Origin of the sequence: Variovorax sp. PBL-H6 (assembly GCF_901827155.1) — a bacterium.
Classification (GTDB): domain Bacteria; phylum Pseudomonadota; class Gammaproteobacteria; order Burkholderiales; family Burkholderiaceae_C; genus Variovorax.
The window spans coordinates 318,665-340,875 of sequence record NZ_LR594659.1; the positions used below are offsets into that span (position 1 = coordinate 318,665).

The following is a 22,211-nucleotide window of genomic DNA, read 5'->3' on the forward strand; positions in this document are numbered from 1 at the left end:
GATGGATGCCGGTTATTCGGCCATCTGCAGCGCGCGCCGGTACTGCACCGCCTCTGCCACATGCGCGGCCTGCACCGTGGCAGCCCCAGCCAGGTCCGCGATCGTGCGGGCCAGCTTGAGCGTGCGATGCGTTCCACGGGCCGACCAGCCCAGCCGCGTTGCTGCGGTCTGCAGAAACCGCAGGGCCGCGCCATCGAGCTGCGCGTAGCGGTCGATCTCCGCGCCCTGCAACGCCTGGTTGGCCTTGCCCTGCCGCTGCAGCGCGCGCTCGCGCGCCTCGACCACGCGTAAACGGACTTCGGCGCTGGCTTCCCCGGCGGGTGCTTCGAGCAGCTGGGTGGCTGGCACCGCGGGCACCTCGATGTGCAGGTCGATGCGGTCCAGCAGCGGCCCGCTGAGCTTGCCCTGGTAGCGGGCCACCTGGTCCGGCGTGCAGCGGCAGGACTTGAGTGATGAGCCCAGGTAGCCGCAAGGGCATGGATTCATGGCCGCGATCAGCTGGAAGCGCGCCGGGAACTCCGCGCGCCGCGCCGCACGCGCGATGGTGATGCTGCCGGTCTCCAGCGGCTCGCGCAGCGCCTCGAGCGCGCTGCGCTGGAACTCGGGGAATTCGTCGAGGAACAGCACGCCGTTGTGCGCCAGCGAGATCTCGCCCGGCCGCGGCGGCGAGCCGCCGCCCACCAGCGCCACCGCACTCGCGCTGTGGTGCGGACTGCAGGTCGGTCGCACGCGCCAGCGCTCGAGGGCGAAGCGGCCGTGCAGGCTCGCGACAGCGGCGCTTTCCAGCGCCTCGTCCACGCTCATCGACGGCAGCAGGCTCGCGAAGCGCTGCGCCAGCATCGACTTGCCGGAACCCGGCGGCCCCACCATGAGCAAGCTGTGCTGACCGGCCGCCGCGATCTCGAGCGCGCGCCGTGCGCCCGCGTGGCCCTTGACGTCGGCCAGGTCGGCCCCGGCCGCCGCCGGCCCCGCTGCGGCGGGCTGCGCGCGATGCCAGCCATCTTCCGCCGCATCGCCTGGTGCAGGCCCGCCGGGCAGGAACTGCCGCACCACGTCGAGCAGGTGGGCCGCACCGTAGATGTCGGCGCCCGGCACCAGGGCGGCCTCGCGCGCGCTCTCAGCCGGCAGCACCAGCTTCGTCGTGACGCCGCGGCCATGCAGCGCCAGCGCCATCGCGAGCGCACCACGCACGGGCCTCAGATGCCCTGAAAGCGAGAGCTCGCCAGCGAATTCGTGGCCCGCCAGCCGAGCCGCCTCGATCTGCCCGGCGGCCGCGAGGATGCCCAGGGCAATCGGCAGGTCGAAGCGGCCCGAGTCCTTGGGCAGGTCGGCCGGCGCCAGGTTGACCGTGATCCGCTTGTTGCTGGGGAATTCGAGGCCGGCGTTCTGGATGGCCGAACGCACCCGCTCCCGCGCTTCCTTGACCTCCACGTCCGCCAGTCCCACCAGCGTCAAGGTTAACTTCTAGCTAGATTTGTCGATATCCGCACATGACTCAAGAACCAACGAAGTTTTCGCGCATCTTTGCGTACGCGCGGTTTTCCAGCGAGGGGCAGGCGGACGGGAACTCCCTGGAACGTCAGCGCCAAGACATCGAGGCTGCAGTGCGTCAGCGCTTTCAGAAGGACGAGGTGGCGGGGTTCGACATCACGTGGCTTGAGGACCACGGGCTCTCGGCATATCACGGAGAACACGTTACCCACGGATGGCTCGGCGACTTCATGGACAAGGTTCGAACCGGGAAGCTGCCAAAAAACTGCCTATTCGTTTGCGAGACTGTCTCCCGCGCATCGCGCCAGGGCGGGTTCGTTCTCCTTTCGATGGTGCACACCCTGCTCGAAGCGGACTTCTCGATACTCATGCTCCAGAACGGAACCCTGTTCAATAGGGGTAGTGTTCCGAAGTTCTTGTCGGTCGAGCTAGCTCTCTACGCTGAGCTTGCACGCGAAGAGAGTGCACAAAAGCAACGTTACAGCCTCGACAACTGGGAACGCAAACGCCGGCACGCACGCGAGCGCCCGGGCCAAAGCGCATTCACCGGCGAGTGCCCCAATTGGCTTGAGGTTGTCGGCGGCAAATACCGCGTAATCTCGGAGAAAGTGGACTCCATCAGGGACATCTACTTGAAGACCTTGGACGGGTACGGAATCGATAAGCTCGTGCGGTATGCCAATCAGGCAAGGCTACCTGTTCCTGGTAAGGGCGACACATGGCATACGTCCCTCATTAAGCGCGTGCTTAACAACAGGGCGCTCATCGGTGAGTTCCAACCGCACCGCAACGCGGGGCGCGGTAAGCGGCTGCCAGAAGGCGAGCCGATTGCCGGCTTTTACCCTGTTGCCATTGCGCCGGACCTTTTCTTCGCGGTCCAAAGCCTGCAGGCCAAGGCCACAACCTTCCCATCGCGACGAGATGATAATAACCATAACTATTTGATGGGCATCGCGAAATGCGAGTGCGGCGGGTCTTGGCGATGGATGAACAAAGACAGCGGCAAGCAGCGTGGATACTCTCAATACGGCTGCTCCAACAGACAGCGGGCGGTTAGCGCGTGCCCCAACGTCAACGGCCGACTCTTCGACCATACGTTCGTCACTTGGGCGCTTGACCGCATACCGGAGTTGCTTTCCTCCGGCGACGACCCTAGACGGGGGCGAATTTTGTCGCTTGAAGCGCAGTTTTCTGACGTTTCCAAGCGGAAAGCGAAGGTCAGGCGCGCGGTTGAAGTCTCTGATAGCTTGGCGGAGGAGTTTCTTCCGCGGCTCCGCGAGCTAGTTGCGGAGGAGAAGGCGCTGCAAACTGAACTTGATGACCTCAAGAGCAATGCAGCGCCGGCCGCTGGGTTCAGCTTTGAAGAAGCTGCCGGGGTCTTCTTGCCTGCATACCTTGACGTATTCGAAACCGGGACACCGCAATTTGATGATGCCTACAGAGCGCGCTCGCTGTTCCGCTCTCGCATCGTTCAATCAGTCGCGCGCGTCGATGTCTCTATGGACCGCACCAAAGTGACGGTGAAGCTTCGAAACGACAAAGTCGATTCGTTCGAGATTGAGGACTCGAAGACCGTCACTTTCGGCGTCCCCGAGCTGACGCCCGACGAATGGGCGCAACTCGACGCGGACAGGTCTGAGCAGCTGAGGCATGGGCGTCGGATGAGCAATGCGAATCTTGGAGAACTATGACTAACTATCCCTGCGCCTCTTCGCCATGGGTTTTGCAGGGCTGGTTCCTGGCTTCTTTCCTTTTCCCTTGGCCTTCTCCTTGGGCGCCAGGGTCCAGCGCGTCTGCCGCGTTGCCACGCGCTCCAGCACCGCCTCCTCCTTACCAGGCTCCACCAGTTCGACGCCCGCGATGCGCGTGCCGGTCTCGCCGTACTGCGTGAGGGTGGGCGTGCGGTACACGCGCGCCTGCGGCTGCGGGGCCTCGTCGTCCAACTCGCGCTGCTCGGCCTTCGGCGCCGCCGCCAAGCCGCCCTGCAACTTGAGGAAGGCGCACGCATCGCCGCGCTGCACATCGGCCGAGACGCTGCCCTTGGCGTCGCCGCCGCGTGCGGCGCGCCATAGCGCACGCAGGTCCATCTCCTCCGGCGGCTCCTTCATGCGGCGCAGCTCGTCCCACAGGCTCAGGCTGTTGCGGATACCGAAGAACTGGCAGCTGCGCATGCGCCACACCGAGCGATACGCGTCGACGGCCTGCAGGGTCTTCTGCAGCTCCCGCTGCTTTTCGGTGGGTGCGGTTGCGTCATCGGGGTCGCCCTCGCCATCGAACGCCAGCTCGGCGCCGATGGCCTTCGACACGTACTTGAGCGCGTAGCTCGCGCCCGAGCTCTTGGTGCGGTCGATGACGACCACATCGACCTGGGCGCCTTCCTTCTCGTACGCGAGCGGCCGCGCGCGGCCGGCCAGCGCATCGGCCCTGTCGTCGAACATCACGTCACCGCCGGCGGCGGCGTCGCGGCGCAGCTTCAGCTTGCCGGGGAAGTGCCCGAGGAAGGCGGCCAGCACCGAGCGCTCGTGCTGGGGCGCATAGATGAGCCAGAAGTGACGATGGGGGCACGCATCCTTGTGCGGCTCGGCCGCCCACAGGCCGCTGATGGCGATACCCTTCTTGTCGAGGTCGCGGCGCACGCGCTGGAAGCGCGCGCCCAGCTCCTTGCTGGCTTCGCCCGGCGTCTTGCCGTTCCAGCGGTGGCCGGCGCCCGCATAGGTCGGGTTCGCATGCCATGGGCCTTCGAGCGTGGCCGTGAGCATCGTCACGGTGAGGGAGTTCTCCATGGCCAGCTGGTCCATCGCGGCGATGAACGCGTATAGCCTGGCCAGCTTCTGCCGCGGGCTCTTGGCGACGGCCTCCAGCGGCAGCTCGACGCGCTCGCCGTCGATGTCCGCGCGCAGCACGGTCTCCTTGAGCCACTGCTGCTGACGCTTCAGCTGGGTGCTGCGCACCGTCAGGGCATCGGCGCTGCAGTACGCCCGCGCGCCCTTGCCGATGAGGCCGAGCTTCAGGTGCAGATGTTCCTTGGCCTGGCCGATGCGCTTCCACAGCGCAAGTCGCCAGTAGCGGCCATCGAGCACCCGGGCGACCTTGGCCTCCTGGGTCTTGCCGGGCACCTGTATCTTGAACACGCGCTCGGCGATGGCAACGAGCCGTTGGGGGTCGAACTCGCGCCGGCTGCCCAGGCTGGCGAGCGCACGCAGCCGTGCGGGGATGCTGCGCGCTTCGTCGCACAGCTCACCGTAGTTCCAGCCGAGGTAGCGCTGCACGCCGCGCGCATCGCGCAGCAGCTCGGCCTCCCAGGCCTGGGCTTCGGCATGGGCGAGCTTGAGCTGCGCGGCCTGCCGAGGGTGCAGCTCGGCGTCGGGCTCGGGCAGGAACGGATGAAGTGGGCTAAAGGCGCTCGCGGCGCGGTCGTGCTTGGCGCGAGCAATGGCGGCCGACAGGGGCGTCGGCGACGGGGATGGCATGACGAGGACTCCGTGCAAGGGGGTCCACGTCTAGGAACGGGGGGTTTAGCCTTCCGCTTTACGGCCGCGACGACGGAGCGCGGGGCGCAGCGCCGCGATCGGGCGGCGCACTTCCAGGGGGTATGGCGTTTAAAAGCCCAACGGCCCCGAAGGGCCGTTGGGGGAGCGCGAGGCTCCTAATCAGGGTTGCACGGGGTGTGGCCTGGCAGAGTTCTATGAGCAGGTCTTCTTCGTATAGCAACCGGTTTAAATCGCCTTCAGGCTCAGCGGCTCGTCGGTGCAGCCGCGCCAGACCAGGGGCAGCCCGAGGCTCACGCGGTTGAGGGTGATGCGCCCGGCCAGGGTGTGTTTTTGAGCTGCGGTGTAGCGCTGCCAGCGCTCTCGCGCCGCCTTCGCGATGCGCGCGGCGTGGTTCTGCTCGGCGTTGAAGACGATGTGCACGCCGGCCAGCACGAACGGCAAGTCAGGGTGGACCCTGCGGCCGACGTGCTCGGCCAGGCCGGCGATGCGCATCAGCTCCTGGGTGCTCTTGGGAGCGGCCTCGGTTTCGGCGAGCCAGAGCTGGTCACCCTTAATGAGCACGGCATCGCAGACCTTGCCGTATCGGCGCAGCAGCTGCTCGGTCGTGACCGGCGCGCGGCCCGAGGCGACGGCGTATTCGTGGAACGCCTGGAAGCCCTGGCCTTGCATGTGCAGGCACCACCGGCTCGTGAGCGCGTGATGCGTGAATGTCGGACCCCGGACGCTGGCCAGGTCCAAGCCGTGGTGGGCACCAGTTCCGCGCACCTCGAGCGCTGCGGCGCCGAGCCGGGTCAGCACGTAGCTCAGGCCACCGTGGCAATTGGCCCGGGCCTTGAGGTCGCCCGACGTGACGAGCGCGCGCACGGTGCGCTGGGCCATCTGCTCGCCGAACCTGGCACCCGGCCAGCAGGCGGCGGCCAGGTCGGCGCAGCGCAAGTGGCCGTGGTCGGCAACCGCTTGCAGGACACGCAGCCGGTTCGTCGCCGCGCGTTCGCGCGACGTGGGCAGCTTGGGGCGCGGCGCGGGCTTGCGCAGCAGGCCGCTCAGGAGGTCGGGGGAGAGTCGCATGGGAAGGCACTTGGCTTCGTTTCGATGCCAGGTGTAGCGACCCCTCGGAGGCGGGCAGTCAGGCCGACGCATCTGCCGATGCGTCTGTCGCCCGCGCACGCTCGCAGCAGATGCTGCCAGCGCACACGGGCTCCGGTCGGTCGAACGTCAGTTCTCGGTGCCCTCGGCGGCTAGGGCCGCACGCTGCCTGCGTTCCTGGACGTCACGCTCGCCCGTCATCAGCGCCGCTGCCTGCACGCCACCCCGACCCTTGGTCGGCGCGTCGCGCAGGAAGCCACCCGGCAGGTGAGCAGCGTGGCCCGTGCCCGGTCCTCGCTTCGAGGCTGGACGCCTCGTCACCTCCCGGGTGGCTTCCTGCGCTGCGCTCGTCAGCGGCGGGCTTCGGTCGCTGTTCGCTCCCTGCACCCCGACCCCATGCATCCGCGTGGGCGCGGACCCGGCGCTTGGACCGCGCCTGCAAGGGGTCGGCTCCCGCAGCGCTACGGCAACCCGCTGGGGGCGGGTGCGCCTTCGCGTCAGTCCCGGCGCCGGCCGGAACTGACCGCCGTCATCCTGCGGCGGCTAACAAGGGCACGCAATAGGGTAGTCGCGCACCAATGCTGACCGCTTCTCGGCTGTTTATATGCCCTCATCGAAGAAGGCCGTCACCGCTGTGGCAAACCAGAAGAGTTGACTTTCCGAAAAGTCATCGCGTACCCAGGCCGGAAGACTCTGTCGTGGAAACAGTAGCCGAGACAGAGCCAGCGCGAGCTGTTGAAGCTTCAGGTTAATTCTGGTTTCAATATCAGCGTTTTCTACCCCGCGGCCAAGAGCTTTGGACAATGCGAGTAGCACCTCTAAAAATACAAAGCTCGCGGCTTGACGGTTATTCGGTTGTCCGATGAACGCCCAAAAATCCATGCCAATGCATCGATAGACACGAACGGTTCCCGTTTCTGAGTCGATGAGAACGCCGGGGCATCGCTCCCGGTCCTCTTCTACGAATCCGTTTTCCAAGAGCTTTACCAGAATCTGATTCTCTTTGTTGTTCGTGGTGCGGTCGGTTCCGTAGGTCAATCCGAGGACGACGTCTATTCCCGTTACTTCCGGGTAGGTTGCTCTTGTTTGTTCAACCCAAGCGCGATAGTTGTCAATAATCGCACGTGTCATACCCTGCACTTGGGTATCATTGATGGTGTTGGGCCCGCTTTTTATTGAAGTCAGATATCTGCGGTCTCCGACGACCACTGATTTATCAATCTCACGCCATACGGAATTGAGTCGCTGCTGCGCTTTTCGCTCTCGACTTAACCCTTCCAGAGCGGTAAATTCCGCGCGCTTCTCTGGAGCCTCAATCCATTTATTTTGCGACCCAATCGGGTATTGGCTGACGAACGCTGCCTCGATTTGCTTGCCGAATGACGTTTCGAGCGCCATGTATAGCTTGCTATTGAAAAGAAAGGTGCCAAATGCCTGGGGGTCATCCAATCGCATTACGCTCGCGGACGTCATCAATACGTACGGGTTAGTGCGATAGTCCGCTAGGCCGTCTCTACGCTCAAAGGCGGCGGGCAAATTTACACTGATGTACGCTGTGAGTGCCTCGGCGAGGGAGTCCACCCGCTCCTCAGTGACGGAAGCAAAATGCCTGACAATTTCCTCGGGATTGAAATGATGTGTTCTTGATTTCAATACGCCGGACAACGTATCGGGATTTGCTATTCTTCTTCTTCTGACTGTTGCCATTATTAGCCTATTGCGCTGATTTTTCGGAGCGTTTGAGGTGCCTCGTAGGTAGCCGATTGATTTTCCTCGCCGTCTTCCCATACATAGGTTTTGCCGTCTTTAAACCACTGTCGAGTTCGAACGTGGGATTGAACATACACCACTCTGTAATCGCGCGGCTTTGTCGCCTCAGCAAGCCAATTGCGTTTCGCAAGGGCATCCAATTCGTCTGAGATGACCTTGCCCGCGACTGTCCCGAGGCGCACTGGTACGGCATTTCCTACCTGCGCATACTGCTGGCTGGCGGTCCCCTTAAAGACCCAGTCTGCAGGAAATTCCTGGATAAGTGCGTATTCCCGTAAGGACAATGCACGCACTTCAGTTGGGTGGCAAAGTGAGGTGCTCGCGTGATTTGGCATCGTGACTAGCGTAGGACAGGGGAGGTCATAGCTCAATCGACGCCACCAACCTGACCTCCCACCCTTTGCATGCCAAGCAGAACCCATTGATTCCTGCTGAAGGTCGATGGGCAAGCTGCGCCAGTTTGACCCTTGAGGAATTAGGGCCAGAAAGGACTTTTTGCGAGGACTGAAGTCCATGATTACTTCGCCGGGGTCGCCTAAGCTGCCGATGACATCACCCAGCGTCTTCCAAGGCCTCAGGGGCGATGTCTTTTCAATAAGTGATGATTGAGCAGGGATTGAGCGGCCAGGCCCGTGAGTCGGATTGGGGAAATCGACGACTACGTTATAGCGATTTCCGATGAACAGTGCACGCTCCCTCAATTGTGGCGCACCATAGTTGACTGCATTCACTTCGAAGCAGTCCATGTGATAGCCGAAACCTGCGACGCTGGCGATGTTCTGCATGTCCTCCGCGAATAGTCGAACGACCGACCCAGGCAGTTCGTCGGAGGAGAGCGGTGCGCCGCCGCGCTCCGGACGCTCTGCAATGGGACGATGCTTTAAAGCGGCAGATAGAAGGCCCCTCACGTTCTCCATTAGGAAGAACTTCGGCTGCATGTATTCCACGAAACGGAGGTACTGCCAAAGGAGGGTTCCCCGGGGGTCTTGTGTGGACATTCGGCGGCCGGCAGTACTGAAGGATTGGCATGGCGGACCACCGACCAGTACGTCCAACTCGCCTGGCTTCAGCCCGCAAGCGGACAGGACTTCGGCCGGGTCGAGGTCAGAGATGTCCCCTTCGAACACTTTGAGGTCGGGGCGCAGCCGGCCTGCAGCGCGATTGACTCGAATCGTTTCGCAGAAAGAGGGCACCTTCTCCACGCAAGCGAGCAATTCAAAGCGGCCCGTTTGTTCGAGACCAATGTCTAGCCCCATAGCTCCGGAGAACAGAGAGATTACGTTGTACTTCTTGGGCGCTTTTGCGCCCTGACGCTTAGTCATTCGTTTCTTTCGGGATGTCGGGGGCGTTGTGCGGGAAGAGACCAGTCTGCAGGCCCCCCATCTGGTGTTGTGCGTAGAGGCGCATGAACGCTCTCAGCACCTCAGAAGCGCGGCGATTCTCTGCGAGACAAGCAGACTGGAACTCGTCTCGGAGCTCCTTTTCCACCCGGATGCGGATGCCAACTTCCTTCGTGGTCATTCCCGCATCTTAGTCGCGTTGGATACACGGTTGTGTATCCAAGCCCCAACGATACGGTCCGCACAACGAAATCTAGTTGACGCGCAACGATGGTGAAGCTGGGCAGACCGTTGGCCAGATGCACCTCGACCGTGACGCTTGCCGCCTCCAGGCCCAGCAAAGCACGGCTTTGCACCAAAGATAAGCTCATTCCTTCTCCCTTCACCAAGATGGTGCTCCCATCTTTTGTTCATCGCGCCTTCTTGCACCTGTCCCAGGCTCCGCGGCGCAGGGGCCGCGAGATTTGGCACGCTCCCTGCTTTGAATGGGTATCCAACCATTTCAAAACCGACCGAGGAGTCTCCCGATGATGCACCGTAAAACCGCGTCTGCCCTGGCCGTCGCCGCGCTCGCTGCGCTGCCGATGCTGGCGAGTGCCCAGCTCACAGGCAACGTCGCGCTGACCAGCAACTACAAGTTCCGCGGCCAGGATCAGGACGTGCTGGGCAGCAACGACTTCGCGAAGACCAAGGGCTTCAAGCCCGCCATCCAGGGCGGCTTCGACTATGCCTTCGGCGAGAGCGGCTTCTACATCGGCAACTGGAACTCCAGCGTCAACTGGCTCAACGGCAACAGCATCGAGAGCGACATCTACGGCGGCTACAAGTTCAAGGCCGGCGTCTTCGACTTGGACGTCGGCGCGCTGACGTACATCTATCCGGGCAACACCCGCGGCAACACCACCGAGCTCTACGGCGCCGGCACCTGGGCCGACGAAGCCATCGGCTCGTTCACGCTGAAGTACTCGCACACGGTGTCCAAGGACTACTTCAACTACGCTGGCGAGAAGGACGGCTCGGGCCTGAAGGGCCGCAACACCGGCTACCTGAACCTGAGCTACGCCAAGGAGATCGTGCCCAAGGTGACCTTCAAGGCGGCGGTCGGCTACACGCACATGAGCAGCGACATCCGCAGCCTGGGCTATCGCAACTACGTGGACTACAACGTCGGCGCTTCGTACGACTTCGGCAACGGCCTGTCGCTGGCCGGCTCGGTGCAGGGCGCCAACAGGAAGAGCTCGTACCTGCTGGTGGCCGACCCGGGCCTCGACCTGGGCTTCGGGCCCATCGGCGAGCGCACCTGGTCGCCCAACAAGGCGCGATTCATCGTCACCCTGACGAAGACGCTTTGATCATGATGGCGCGCCGTTCGGGTCGATGCAGAGGAAAAAAATCGTGGAACCTATGAGGGAAGCATCATGAAGCTGGTCACAGCCATCATCAAGCCGTTCAAGCTCGACGAGGTGCGCGAGGCGCTCTCGGCCATGGGGGTGCAGGGCATCACCGTGACCGAGGTCAAGGGCTTCGGCCGCCAGAAGGGCCACACAGAGCTCTATCGGGGGGCCGAGTACGTGGTCGACTTCTTGCCCAAGGTCAAGATCGAGGCGGCCGTGGCCGACGAGCTCGTCGAGCGCGTGATCGAGGCCGTCGAGAGCGCCGCGCGCACCGGCAAGATCGGCGACGGCAAGATCTTCGTCTACGACCTCGAGCAGGTCGTGCGCATCCGTACCGGAGAAACAGGCCGCGAAGCACTTTGACTTCGAGGCACGAAAGAACAGATCCAATGAAAAAACTGATTGTCTCTCTCGCCCTCGGCCTGAGCGTGCTCGTCGCCGGCACCGCGGGCTTCGCCCAGACCCCGGCTGCGCCCGCCGAAGCGCCAGCCGCGTCTGCCCCGGCGGCGCCCGCGGCGCCCGCTGCAGCGGCTCCGGCGGCTGCGGCCCCCGCCGATGCCGCCGCGGCGCCGGCTGCCGCCGCCGCGCCTTCGTTCAACAAGGGCGACACCTCCTGGATGCTGCTGTCGACGCTGCTGGTCATCATGATGACCATTCCCGGACTGGCACTCTTCTACGGCGGCCTCGTGCGCAGCAAGAACATGCTGTCGGTGCTGATGCAGGTCATGGTCACGTTCTCGATGATCGTCGTGCTGTGGCTGATCTACGGCTACAGCCTGGCCTTCACCGAGGGCAACTCCTTCATCGGCGGCTTCGACCGGCTCTTCATGAAGGGCATCTTCGATCCTGCCACCGGCACCTTCGCGCCGGGCGCGACCTTCAGCAAGGGCGTCTACATCCCCGAGCTGCTGTTCGCCGCCTTCCAGGCCACCTTCGCCGGCATCACCTGCTGCCTGATCGTGGGCGCCTTCGCCGAGCGCATCAAGTTCTCGGCCGTGCTGCTCTTCATGGCCCTGTGGTTCACCTTCAGCTACACGCCGATCGCGCACATGGTCTGGTTCTGGATGGGCCCCGACGCCTACGCCAGCAAGGACGTGGTCGACGCCATGAACGCCAAGGCCGGCCTGATCTGGCAATGGGGCGCGCTCGATTTCGCGGGCGGCACCGTGGTGCACATCAACGCGGCGGTCGCCGGCCTGGTGGGGGCCATCCTGATCGGCAAGCGCATCGGCTACGGCAAGGAAGCCTTCACGCCGCACTCGCTGACGCTCACGATGGTCGGGGCCTCGCTGCTGTGGGTGGGCTGGTTCGGCTTCAACGCCGGCTCCGCGCTCGAAGCGGGCACCAGCGCCGTGCTGGCCTTCATGAACACCTTCTCGGCGACGGCCGCGGCGGTGCTGGCCTGGTCCATCGGCGAAGCGCTGATGAGAGGCAAGGCCTCGATGCTGGGCGCGGCGTCCGGTGCAGTCGCCGGCCTGGTGGCCATCACGCCGGCGGCCGGCAACGTCGGTCTCATGGGCGCGATCGTGATCGGCTTCGTCGCGGGCTTCGCCTGCCTCTGGGGCGTCAACGGCCTGAAGCACATGCTCGGGGCGGACGACTCGCTCGACGTGTTCGGCGTTCACGGCGTGGGCGGCATCGTGGGTGCGCTCCTGACCGGCGTGTTCAATACGCAGGCGCTGGGCGGCCCCGGCCTGGTCGGCGACTGGGTCACGGCCAGCGTGGTGTCCAACGGCATCGGCGCGCAGGTGTGGATCCAGCTCAAGGCGGTGCTGCTGACCATCGTGTGGTCCGGCGTGGTCTCCTTCGTCGCCTACAAGATCGTCGACCTCACCATCGGGCTGCGCGTGAGCGAAGAGGAAGAGCGCGAGGGCCTGGACATCTCGGCCCACGGCGAAACCGCCTACAACCGCTGAGGCGGGCGCGGGTCGCCTCGCGCGGCCTGCGGCATCGCCCCCAGGAACAATTCAACGCAAGAGTCTCCTCTGGATGTTCAGCCCGCAAGTGCTTCGGCCCGAGCGGGCTTTTTTTTGCCTCCGGCGCACGGAGCCCCATGCGGTGCTCGAGCGTGGGGGCATTTTCGAGGTCGAGGCAGCAACAGGCCCTAAGCTGGCGGCATGTGGACCACCCTGAACGACAGCCTCTGCCAGCTCGGCGAATCGCCGTTCTGGCACCCCCATGAGCGCTCGCTCTATTGGCTCGACATCCCTGGCCGCGCGGTACTGCGCACGCGCGGCGAGATCGAGGGCGAGCCAATCGTCGAGCGCTGGAGCCTGCCCACCGAACCCGGCTGCATGGCGCCTGCGGCCCGTGGCGGTTTGGTGATCGCGTTGCGCGATGGCATCTACCGCGCGCACGAATGGGGCGGGGCGCTGCAAGCCCTCGCGCCGGTGGACCACGACGCGCGCAGCATGCGCTTCAACGACGGCAAGTGCGACGCGCAGGGCCGCTTCTGGGCCGGCACGCTCAACGAGGCGAAGGACGGCGCCAGCGGTGCGCTCTACTGCCTCGATGCGCGCGGCGACGGCGCGCCGGTGCTCGCGCGCATGGCCGGTGGCGTCACCACCGCGAACGGCCTGGCCTTCGCGCCTGATGCGTACACGCTTTATTGGGCCGACACCGCCGCGCACTGTGTGAGCGCCTGGGACTGGGACGCCGAGGCCAACCGCCTGTCGCGCCCGCGCACGTTCCGGCAGTTCGGCGCCAAGCCCGAGGGCTGGTCGCCGGCCTCGCCTCGGGGCTACCAAGGCCGCCCTGACGGTGCCACGGTCGACGCCGAGGGCCACTATTGGGTCGCGATGTTCGAGGGCGGCCAGCTGCTGCGCTTCTCGGCGGCGGGCGAACTCGCGGCCGCCCTGGCGGTGCCGGTGCAATGCCCGACCATGCCCTGCTTCGGCGGTGACGACCTGCGCACGCTGTTCGTCACCAGCGCACGCAGCGGGCGGTCCGCCGACGAACTCGAGCAGCGGCCGGCCTCCGGCCACGTGATCGCGCTGCGTACCGAGGTGCCAGGACTGCCGGTCCATTTCTTCGAGGATTGAATTTGGCCGCCCGGCTTCCGCCTGACCGGGCGCTACCATCGCACGCATGGATCCAGCCCTGCGCCAGATCGCCGAACGCATTCGCGAGGCCGCCGCCGAAAGCACGACCCTGCGCGTCCGCGGCGCAGGCACCAAGGACTTCTATGGCGAACCGCCTTGCGGCGAACCGCTCTCCACCGCCGGGCTGCGCGGCATCGTGAGCTACGAGCCGAGTGAGCTCGTCGTCACCGCGCGCGCCGGCACGCCGCTTGTCGAGCTCGAAGCCTTGATGGCCGAGCAGGGCCAGTGCCTGCCCTTCGAGCCGCCGCGTCTTGGCCAGGGCGGCGGTACCGTCGGTGGCATGGTTGCCGCCGGCTTGAGCGGACCGGCACGCGCGAGCGTGGGGGCCGTGCGGGACTATGTGCTGGGCGCGCGGCTCCTCAACGGCCGCAGTGAGCTGCTCACGTTCGGCGGCCAGGTCATGAAGAACGTCGCGGGCTACGACGTGTCTCGTGTGCTTGCTGGCTCGCTGGGCGTGCTGGGGCTGATCACGGAAGTCAGCCTCAAGGTGCTGCCCGTGCCGCCCGCCGAGGCGACGCTCGTGTTCGATTGCCATCAGGCCGACGCGCTGCGCCTGATCAACGGCTGGGGCGGGCAGCCGCTGCCGCTCAACGCCAGCCGCTGGACGCACGAGCAGGGCCGGGGCCGTCTCTGGCTGCGCCTGCGCGGCGCAACGGCCGCGGTGGCAGCAGCCTGCACCCATCTCGGCGGCGAGCGACAGGACGATGCGCAGGCTCGCGCTGAGTGGGAGGCTGCGCGCGACCTGCGCCTGCCCTGGTTCGACGCGCGCGATGGGCGCGAACTGTGGCGCCTGTCGGTGCCGCAGACCGCGCCAGTGCTCCCCCTGGAAGAGCCGCCATTGATCGAATGGCATGGTGCGCAGCGCTGGTACTTGGTGTCGCCCGGCGATGGCGAACGACTCCGGGAAGCGGCTCGCTCGGCGGGCGGGCATGCGACCCTGTTCACGACCGTGGACGGCGCCAGCACCGTCACGCGCCGCTTCGATGCCTTGAGCGCGCCGCTGCGGCGCATCCACGAAGCGCTGATGCGCGAGTTCGATCCCCATGCCGTGTTCGATCGCGCGCGCCTCTTCCCGACGACTTGAATGCAAACCGAGCTCGCCCCCGAATTCCAGAACACCGCCGACGGCCAGGAAGCCGAGGCCATCCTGCGCAAGTGCGTGCACTGTGGCTTCTGCACCGCGACCTGCCCGACCTACCAGCTGCTGGGCGATGAGCTCGACGGCCCGCGCGGGCGCATCTACCTGATCAAGCAGGTACTCGAGGGCAAGGCACCGACGCGCAGCACGCAGCTGCACCTGGACCGCTGCCTCACCTGCCGCAACTGCGAGAGCACCTGCCCGAGCGGCGTGCAGTACGGTCACCTGGTCGACATCGGCCGCAGGATCGTCGACGAGAAGGTGCCGCGGCCTGCGATGGAAGGTGCGCTGCGCTGGACGCTGAAGGAGGCATTGCCTTCACCGCTCTTTGGTCCGGCGATGAAGCTGGGCCAGTCGGTGCGCGGCCTGCTGCCGGCCAAGCTCAGGGCCAAGGTGCCGGTGCCGCAGCCCGCCGGGGCCTGGCCCGCGCGCAGCCATGCGCGCAAGGTGCTGATGCTGGCCGGCTGCGTGCAGCCCTCGATGGCGCCCAACATCAACAGCGCGACCGCGCGCGTGCTCGATGCCGCGGGCATCGAGGCGGTGATTGCGCCGGCCGCGGGGTGTTGCGGCGCAGTGAAGTTCCACCTCAACGACCAGGAAGGCGGCAAGGCGCAGATGCGCGCCAACATCGATGCGTGGTGGCCCTCGGTGGAAGACGGTGCGGTCGAGGCAATCGTGATGAACGCCTCCGGCTGCGGCGTCACCGTGCGCGAGTACGGCCACGTGCTGCGCGACGAGCCGGCCTATGCGCACAAGGCCGAGCGCATCAGCGCACTCACGCGCGATTTGAGCGAACTGCTGCCCGAACTCGTGCCGCTCTTGAAGGACCGCGTGAGCGCGCCGCCCGGTGTCTTCGCCTACCACCCGCCTTGTACGCTGCAGCACGGGCAGAAGCTGCGCGGCGGGGTCGAAGTGAACCTGCGCGCACTCGGTTTCGACATCCAGGTCGCGAAGAACGAGTCGCACCTGTGCTGCGGCTCGGCCGGCACGTACTCGGTGCTGCAGCCCGAGCTGGCCTATGCGCTGCGCGACCGCAAGCTGGGCCACCTCGACCAGCTCCGGCCCACCGCCATCGTCTCGGCCAACATCGGCTGCATCACGCACCTGCAAAGCGGCAGCGGGCTACCGGTGCGGCATTGGGTGGAAGTGCTGGACGAGGCGCTGACGGCGTGACAGCGTTCAATCCAACTTGCCGTTGCATCGCTGCGGTCTTCGGGCACCGATCACGTCGAATCAGCGCACCGGCGTAATCTTGCGGATCGCATTGCCGGAAGTTGCATAAAGGTTGCCGCTGGCGTCCAGCTGCACGTCGTAGGGAGAATCGAACTGCGCCGCGGTCCCGATGCCGTCGGCAGAGCCCCGCGTTCTGGAGCCGGCCAATGTCGTCACAACGCCAGCCGGTGTGATCTTGCGGATCGCGCGGTTGCCCGCGTCCGACACGTAGACATTGCCGGCGCCATCGACTGAGATGCCCGACGGAGTGCTGAATTGCGCATTGGTGCCGGTGCCGTCGGCCGGGCCCAACGTACCCGAACCGGCGAATGTCGTGACGACTCCAGCGGGTGTGATCTTGCGGATCACGTTGCTACTCCAGTCCGTCACGTAGACATTGCCGCCGAGGTCGACTGCGACGCCAACCGGTGTATTGAATCGTGCGGCCGCGCCGGTGCCGTCGGCGAAGCCGGGCGTCGTCGAGCCTGCCAGGGTGGTGACAACGCCGTCCGGCGTGATCTTGCGAATCATGTGGTTGTCGATATCCGCCACGTAGAAGTTGCCGTTTGCATCGACTGCGATGCCCCCCGGATTGTTGAATTGCGCAGCAGCACCGGTGCCGTCGGCCGGGCCTGCTGTTCCGGAGCCCGCGAAGGTGGTGACCACCCCGTCCGGCGTGATCTTGCGAATCTTGTGGTTGTAGTCCGCTACATAGATATCGCCGTTGGCGTCCATTGCGACGCTGTCCGGAAGCCTGAATTGCGCCGCAGCGCCTTTGCCGTCGGCGTCCCCTGGCGCCGTCGATCCGGCGAGGGTAGTGACAACGCCCGCCGGTGTGATCTTCCGGATCTGGTGGTTACTGGTATCTGCCACATACACATTTCCGCTGGCATCCACCGCGAGAGCTTGTGGACCATTGAATGACGCCGCCGCGCCCGTTCCGTCGGCGGAGCCTGCTGCAGTGGAGCCGGCGAACGTCGAGACCTGTGCCTGCGCTTCGACGCATTTCACCTGCACGCTGCTTACATCCGCGGTGGCCGTGCCGCCGCCGTTGCTCACGCTGCAGTTCTGCCACAGAGGCTGCGTGCCCACCGTCACCGCATAAGCGGTATTGAATGCAATGGGCGCAGCAAAGCTGAAGGCGCCATCGGCTGCCAATGTCAGCGCGTCGCCACCGTTGTCGAGCAGGACCAGCTTGGTGTTGCCCGCCAGTCCCGAGAGGGTGCCGCCGATGGCGTAGCTGGGCGTTGGAGGTGTCGGGTCGCCCGCCGCGGGGCTTCCGGATACGCCGGGCTCCGCGGGATCCACGGGGCTTGTGGGGTCCGCGGGCACCTGGGGCGTCGTGGTCGCTGCCGGGGCACTCGGCGTCAAAGCCAGCAGCGCGCATGTCGAACAGCCGCCATCACCGCCGCCGCCGCAGGCCGCGAGAGACAGGCAGAGGACGGCGGAGGCCAGAGGACGAAGAGGTGCAGTGAGGAGGCGCATGTTCGATAGACCTGATGGTTGCTGGCGCCGATGTCGAGCGGACCGACCCCTGTTCATGCCCTGGCGCCGGGATGGACGGCGAGATTCTTGTCGTGAATTCCGGCGTCAAATCTGACGAATATTCGCTAGAGAGGGCGGGGCAAACCCTCGTTCGGCGCTCGTCCCCAGGCGCCTCGCGCCAGCAACGGCGGCCTGATCGCACAGGCGAAGGAGCCATGGTCCGACTCCCTTAGCTCGCGCTGGTGCAGCACCATGGCCTGTTGTTCACCTCGGGAGCAAGATATGCAGAACCTTCGTCTCCATCGGCTGTTCCGCGGCGCGGCCTTCGCATGTGCCTGCGCGGCCGTACCGCTGGCCTCCTACGCGCAGACCATGAACCCGGGCACCGGCACGCCACCCGCCATGAAGGTGCAGGGAAACGCACGCTTCGCATGCGGAGGCATCGGCTCGGACGAATCGGACGCCATGCGCGCCGCGATGAAGGATCACCCCCTCGCGCTCCTGTTCGCGCGCGCCGACGGCGCCTACCTGGCGAACGTGGACGTCACCATCAAGTCCGCCGGTGGCGACACGGCACTGGCGATGCGTGCTTCCGGTCCCGTGTGCCTGGTCGACCTGCCGGCCGGCCGCTACACGGTGGAGGCGGCGACGGAGGGCATGGTCAAGACCCACACCGTCACCGTCGGCCGCGGCTCGCAGACGGCTGACTTCCGTTTCTGAGCGCCAGGCACCTCAGCCCGCCAGCGCCTTTTCGATGTCCCGCTCCATCGAAGCCGGCGTGTCCATCGGCGCGTAGCGTTTCAGCACCCGCCCGTCCTTGCCGACGAGGAACTTGGTGAAGTTCCACTTGATGGCCGTGCTGCCCAGCAGGCCCGGCGCCTCCTTCGTGAGCCACTTGTAGAGCGGCGTCGCGCCGGAGCCGTTGACCTCGATCTTCTCCATCATGGGGAAGCTCACGCCATAGTTCTTCACGCAGAAGGCGCCGATTTCCTCGTTCGTGCCCGGGTCCTGGTTGGCGAACTGGTTGGATGGGAAGCCGAGCACCGCGAGCCCCTGGGCGGCGTACTTCTTGTAGAGCGCCTCCAGGCCCTCGAACTGCGGCGTGAAGCCGCACTTGCTGGCGGTGTTGACGATCAGGAGCACCTGGCCCTTGTACCTGGACAGCGGCACATCGATGCCATCGATCTGCCGGGCTTCGAAGTCGTAGACGCTGGTCATGATGGCGTGTCCTCCAGGATGCGGGAACGCCGATCATCGTCGCGCCCGTTCGTTCGTGCAAACGAGGACCACAAGGCCGCCAGCACGATCAGCGCGCCACCGGCCCAGATGCGGGAATCCAGCGTGGCCGCGCCCAGCGCCACCGACGACACGCTGGCGAACAGCACCTCCGACAGCATGATCACCGCGGTGGCGCTGGCCGCCAGCCGCGCGGCGCCGTACTGCAGGCAGATGTTGGCGAAGACGAAGCCGGCGCCCAGCAGCGCGGCCCAGCCCGCCCATCCTGTCGCCGCCGGCAGTTGCAAGGGCGGCGGTGCGATGGCGCCCAGCGTTGTGCCGGCCGCCGCCGCCAGGCTCGCCACCAGCGCGCAACCGAGGAACATCGCGAGAGCACGCGATTCGCCAGGAGCCGCGCGCAGCTGGCGCAGCACGATGTTGGTCGCCGCGAAGCAGAATCCGGCCGCCACGCCCAGCCAGTCAGGCAGGCTCGAAGGCACGGGCCAGTCGGTTTCCGGTGTCTTGAGCACGACGGCCACGCCGGCCAGCGCGAGCGCCATGCGCGCGAGTGCCGCGGCGCGGGGCCGCTCGCCCAGGAAGATCCAGGCCAGCAGCACGCTCCACAACGGCATCAGGTAGAACAGCAGCACCACCCGCACCACGTCGCCCTGTGTCACCGCCCAGTTGAAGCCCACGTTGGTGAAACCGGCGGCCAACCCCAGGAGCGCCAGTCCCGGCCACGTCGCGAAGGCCTGCCAGGCAGGACGGCGCAGCCATCCCATCGCAAGCGTGATCGACGCATAGATCAGCGCAGTGGCCCACACCGGGTGCAGGCCATGGGCTTCGATCTGGCGGAACGGGAACCAGGACACGCCCCAGACGAAGGCGTTGACGACGAGTGCGAGTGCGGGCAAGGCGGCGGCAGACTCAGTGATGCTTGTCGCTGCGGGCGATCGCGAGCAGGTGTTCGACTTCTTCTGGATAGCGCTGCAGGTTGGTGCGGTGCCAGCGCTTGATGAGCCACATGAAACCCGCCACCACCATCCCGAAGGCGGTGATCGCCGAATACGCCGACAGCCCGAGGCCGGTGCAGGCACTGTAGAAGGCGCCGAGGATCAGGATGCAGGCCTGCTCGTTGAAGTTCTGCACCGCGATCGAGCGGCCGGAGCCCATCAGGTTGTGGCCGCGGTGCTGCAGCAGCGCATTCATCGGCACCACCAGGAACCCGCCCAGCCCGCCCAGCAGGATGAGGAAAGGCACCGCGACCCAGATGTTGCCGATGAAGTTCATCGCGATCACCAGGATGCCCATGCCGATGCCCAGCGGGATCACGCGTGTGGCCATGTCCAGGCGCATGCGCATCGACGCCACCACGGCGCCTACCGCGGTGCCGATCGCCACCACGCCGGTCAGCGAGGATGCCTGCGCCGTGCTGTAGCCCAGCGCGAGCGAGGCCCATGCCAGCACGATGTATTTGAGGTTTCCGCCCGCGCCCCAGAACAGCGTGGTGGTCGCCAGCGAGATCTGGCCCAGTTTGTCGCGCCACAAGCGCGAGTTGCAGTGCCAGAAATCGGGCAGCAGCGCCAGCAGGTTGCGCAGCATGCCGTGCTGCGGATTGGCGCGCAGCGGCCGCATCTCGACGCCGGTGTCGGGGATGCGCGTGTTGAACCAGGCCGCGATGATGTAGATGAAGATCAGCGACGCAATAGCCGCCTCGGGCGGGGTGTCGATGCCGGTGTCGAGCACCGGGAAGTCCAGTGCCAGCAGACGGGTCGACAGCGCATGCCCCACCAGCTGACCGCCGAGCACGATGCCCAGGATGATGGAGGCAATGGTCAGGCCCTCGATCCAGCCATTGGCCTTGACCAGCTGCGAGGCCGGCAGCAGCTCGGTCAGGATGCCGTACTTGGCCGGCGAATACGCCGCTGCCCCGAGGCCGACCACCGCATAGGCCACCAGCGGATGCGAGCCGAACAGCATCATCACGCAGCCGACCACCTTGATCGCATTGCTGATGAACATCACGCGGCCCTTCGGCAGCGCATCGGCGAAGGCGCCGACCAGCGGCGCCAGCGCCACGTAGAAGATGGTGAAGATCGGCACCAGCGCCGCGCGCTGCCACTCGGCCGCGCCGCCTGTTCGCATCAATTCCACCGCCGCCACGAAAAGCGCGTTGTCGGCCAGCGACGAGAAGAACTGGGCCGACATGATCGTGTAGAAACCGCGCTTCATCGATGGGCTGGCTGGCCAGAGGGGCTGCTGGCAATAGTGGAAGTAGGCCGCGGCACTGGCGGAAATGGGCGGTTATAGCATGGGGGTGCAGTGTCAAAATGACGCCACCGCCCGTCTTGTGCGGGTGTTTGTCCTCATGTCCTGAACGGGTTTCGCCTTGCCTCGTCCGATCCTCGCCACCATCCATGGCGCCGCCCTGGCGCACAACCTGGAGCGCGCGCGCCGTGCCGCGGTCGACGCGCGCGTCTGGGCCGTGGTCAAGGCCAATGCCTATGGCCATGGCATCGAGCGCGTGTTCGAGTCCTTCCGCGCCGCCGACGGCTTCGCGCTGCTCGACCTGGCCGAGGCCGAGCGCGTGCGCGCCCTTGGCTGGCGCGGCCCGGTGCTGCTGCTGGAAGGTGTGTTCGAGTCGCGCGACCTGGAGCTGTGCTCGCGACTCGACCTCTGGCACACCGTGCACTGCGACGCGCAGATCGACATGCTCGCCGCGCACAAGACCCAGGTGCCGCAGCGTGTCTTCCTCAAGATGAACTCGGGAATGAACCGCCTCGGCTTCCCGCCCGAGCGCTTCCGCGCCGCCTGGACGCGGCTCGACGCGCTGCCGCAGGTCGACGAGATCTCGCTGATGACCCACTTCAGCGACGCCGACGGCGAGCGCGGTGTGGCCCGCCAGCTCGAGGTTTTTGAACGCTTCACGCGCGACCTGCCGGGGGAGCGCTCGATGGCCAACAGCGCCGCCACCTTGCGCCATGCCGCCGCGACACGGGCCGACTGGGTGCGCCCCGGCATCCTGCTGTACGGCAGCGCCCCCGACTTTCCCGAGCACGATGCGGCGCACTGGCAGCTGCAGCCGACGATGACGCTCTCCACGCGCCTGATCTCGGTGCAGGCGCTGAAGGCCGGGGACACCGTCGGCTACGGCTCGCGCTTCACCGCCGACGGCCCGCTCACCGTCGGCGTCGCCGCGGTCGGCTATGCCGATGGCTATCCGCGCCACTGCGACACCGGCACACCCGTGCTGGTGAACGGCGTGCGCACGCGCATGGTCGGGCGCGTCAGCATGGACATGATCACGGTGGACCTCACGCCGGTGCCCGACGCGCGCTTCGGCGCCGAGGTCACGCTGTGGGGGCGCGCGTCGAATGGCGCCGTGCTGTCCATCGACGAGGTCGCGCAGGCCGCGGGGACCGTCGGCTACGAGCTGATGTGCGCGGTGGCACCCCGCGTGCCCGTGGCCGTGGACTGAGCAAGGGAGC

General features: G+C 66.0%; 19 protein-coding genes and 1 pseudogene. 9 read left to right on the forward strand and 11 right to left on the reverse strand.

The window, feature by feature from the left end:
• Nucleotides 1–12 precede the first annotated feature (12 nt).
• A pseudogene (locus G3W89_RS01515) lies at nt 13–1,458 on the reverse strand (YifB family Mg chelatase-like AAA ATPase); the annotation flags it as partial.
• 32 nt (nt 1,459–1,490) lie between these two features.
• On the opposite strand from G3W89_RS01515, the gene G3W89_RS01520 reads away from it, so the two are divergent.
• On the forward strand, nt 1,491–3,182 hold the full coding sequence (locus G3W89_RS01520; protein WP_162572457.1) for a recombinase family protein: 1,692 nt from the start codon (nt 1,491–1,493) through the stop codon (nt 3,180–3,182).
• Here G3W89_RS01520 and G3W89_RS01525 read toward each other — a convergent pair whose 3' ends face one another.
• The 6 genes from G3W89_RS01525 to G3W89_RS01550 form a co-directional block, all read right to left on the reverse strand.
• On the reverse strand, nt 3,183–4,961 hold the full coding sequence (locus G3W89_RS01525) for a replication endonuclease (protein WP_162572458.1): 1,779 nt from the start codon (nt 4,959–4,961) through the stop codon (nt 3,183–3,185).
• Between the two features lie 246 nt (nt 4,962–5,207).
• Nucleotides 5,208–6,050: a hypothetical protein gene (locus G3W89_RS01530; protein ID WP_162572459.1), complete on the reverse strand. Its 843-nt coding sequence runs from the start codon at nt 6,048–6,050 to the stop codon at nt 5,208–5,210.
• A gap of 147 nt (nt 6,051–6,197) precedes the next feature.
• On the reverse strand, nt 6,198–6,389 hold the full coding sequence (locus G3W89_RS01535) for a hypothetical protein (RefSeq protein WP_162572460.1): 192 nt from the start codon (nt 6,387–6,389) through the stop codon (nt 6,198–6,200).
• A 279-nt stretch (nt 6,390–6,668) separates the two neighbouring features.
• Nucleotides 6,669–7,775 (reverse strand): PmeII family type II restriction endonuclease, encoded by a 1,107-nt coding sequence (locus tag G3W89_RS01540; protein ID WP_162572461.1) that lies wholly within the window; start codon nt 7,773–7,775, stop codon nt 6,669–6,671.
• A gap of 2 nt (nt 7,776–7,777) precedes the next feature.
• Nucleotides 7,778–9,160, reverse strand: a complete 1,383-nt coding sequence (locus tag G3W89_RS01545; RefSeq protein WP_162572462.1) for a DNA cytosine methyltransferase — start codon at nt 9,158–9,160, stop codon at nt 7,778–7,780.
• Nucleotides 9,153–9,359, reverse strand: a complete 207-nt coding sequence (locus G3W89_RS01550; protein WP_162572463.1) for a hypothetical protein — start codon at nt 9,357–9,359, stop codon at nt 9,153–9,155. Before G3W89_RS01550 ends, G3W89_RS01545 begins: the two co-directional genes overlap by 8 nt.
• Nucleotides 9,360–9,705: 346 nt before the next feature.
• Between G3W89_RS01550 and G3W89_RS01555 the strand changes: the two genes are divergently transcribed.
• From G3W89_RS01555 to glcF, 6 genes are all read left to right on the forward strand, one after another.
• Complete coding sequence (locus G3W89_RS01555) at nt 9,706–10,530, forward strand: TorF family putative porin (RefSeq protein WP_162572464.1); 825 nt, start codon at nt 9,706–9,708, stop codon at nt 10,528–10,530.
• Between the two features lie 66 nt (nt 10,531–10,596).
• Nucleotides 10,597–10,935: a P-II family nitrogen regulator gene (gene glnK / locus G3W89_RS01560; RefSeq protein WP_162572465.1), complete on the forward strand. Its 339-nt coding sequence runs from the start codon at nt 10,597–10,599 to the stop codon at nt 10,933–10,935.
• A gap of 26 nt (nt 10,936–10,961) precedes the next feature.
• Entirely contained in the window at nt 10,962–12,488 is a 1,527-nt protein-coding gene (locus tag G3W89_RS01565; RefSeq protein ID WP_174258227.1) for an ammonium transporter, read from the forward strand.
• A gap of 201 nt (nt 12,489–12,689) precedes the next feature.
• The gene (locus tag G3W89_RS01570) at nt 12,690–13,613 is read left to right on the forward strand and encodes an SMP-30/gluconolactonase/LRE family protein (protein WP_162572466.1); all 924 of its coding nucleotides are present in this window, start codon (nt 12,690–12,692) and stop codon (nt 13,611–13,613) included.
• A 46-nt stretch (nt 13,614–13,659) separates the two neighbouring features.
• The gene (gene glcE, locus G3W89_RS01575; protein WP_162572467.1) at nt 13,660–14,757 is read left to right on the forward strand and encodes a glycolate oxidase subunit GlcE; all 1,098 of its coding nucleotides are present in this window, start codon (nt 13,660–13,662) and stop codon (nt 14,755–14,757) included.
• Nucleotides 14,758–15,984: a glycolate oxidase subunit GlcF gene (gene glcF / locus G3W89_RS01580; protein ID WP_162572468.1), complete on the forward strand. Its 1,227-nt coding sequence runs from the start codon at nt 14,758–14,760 to the stop codon at nt 15,982–15,984. It begins immediately after the preceding gene.
• A 60-nt stretch (nt 15,985–16,044) separates the two neighbouring features.
• Here glcF and G3W89_RS01585 read toward each other — a convergent pair whose 3' ends face one another.
• Entirely contained in the window at nt 16,045–17,331 is a 1,287-nt protein-coding gene (locus G3W89_RS01585; RefSeq protein WP_197893518.1) for an NHL repeat-containing protein, read from the reverse strand.
• A gap of 459 nt (nt 17,332–17,790) precedes the next feature.
• Between G3W89_RS01585 and G3W89_RS01590 the strand changes: the two genes are divergently transcribed.
• Complete coding sequence (locus G3W89_RS01590) at nt 17,791–18,228, forward strand: carboxypeptidase regulatory-like domain-containing protein (RefSeq protein WP_162572470.1); 438 nt, start codon at nt 17,791–17,793, stop codon at nt 18,226–18,228.
• 12 nt (nt 18,229–18,240) lie between these two features.
• On the opposite strand, the gene G3W89_RS01595 is transcribed toward G3W89_RS01590, so the two are convergent.
• Genes G3W89_RS01595 through lplT form a run of 3 tightly spaced genes read right to left on the reverse strand, consistent with a single transcriptional unit; the run spans nt 18,241 to nt 20,955 of the window.
• A complete protein-coding gene (locus G3W89_RS01595; protein ID WP_162572471.1) occupies nt 18,241–18,726 on the reverse strand; it encodes a glutathione peroxidase in 486 nt (161 codons plus the stop codon).
• Nucleotides 18,723–19,637: a DMT family transporter gene (locus G3W89_RS01600; RefSeq protein WP_162572472.1), complete on the reverse strand. Its 915-nt coding sequence runs from the start codon at nt 19,635–19,637 to the stop codon at nt 18,723–18,725. The genes G3W89_RS01595 and G3W89_RS01600 overlap by 4 nt, the downstream gene beginning before the upstream one ends.
• A gap of 13 nt (nt 19,638–19,650) precedes the next feature.
• The gene (lplT, locus tag G3W89_RS01605) at nt 19,651–20,955 is read right to left on the reverse strand and encodes a lysophospholipid transporter LplT (RefSeq protein WP_162572473.1); all 1,305 of its coding nucleotides are present in this window, start codon (nt 20,953–20,955) and stop codon (nt 19,651–19,653) included.
• A gap of 157 nt (nt 20,956–21,112) precedes the next feature.
• On the opposite strand from lplT, the gene alr reads away from it, so the two are divergent.
• Nucleotides 21,113–22,201, forward strand: a complete 1,089-nt coding sequence (gene alr / locus G3W89_RS01610) for an alanine racemase (protein ID WP_162572474.1) — start codon at nt 21,113–21,115, stop codon at nt 22,199–22,201.
• The last annotated feature ends 10 nt before the right edge of the window (nt 22,202–22,211 follow it).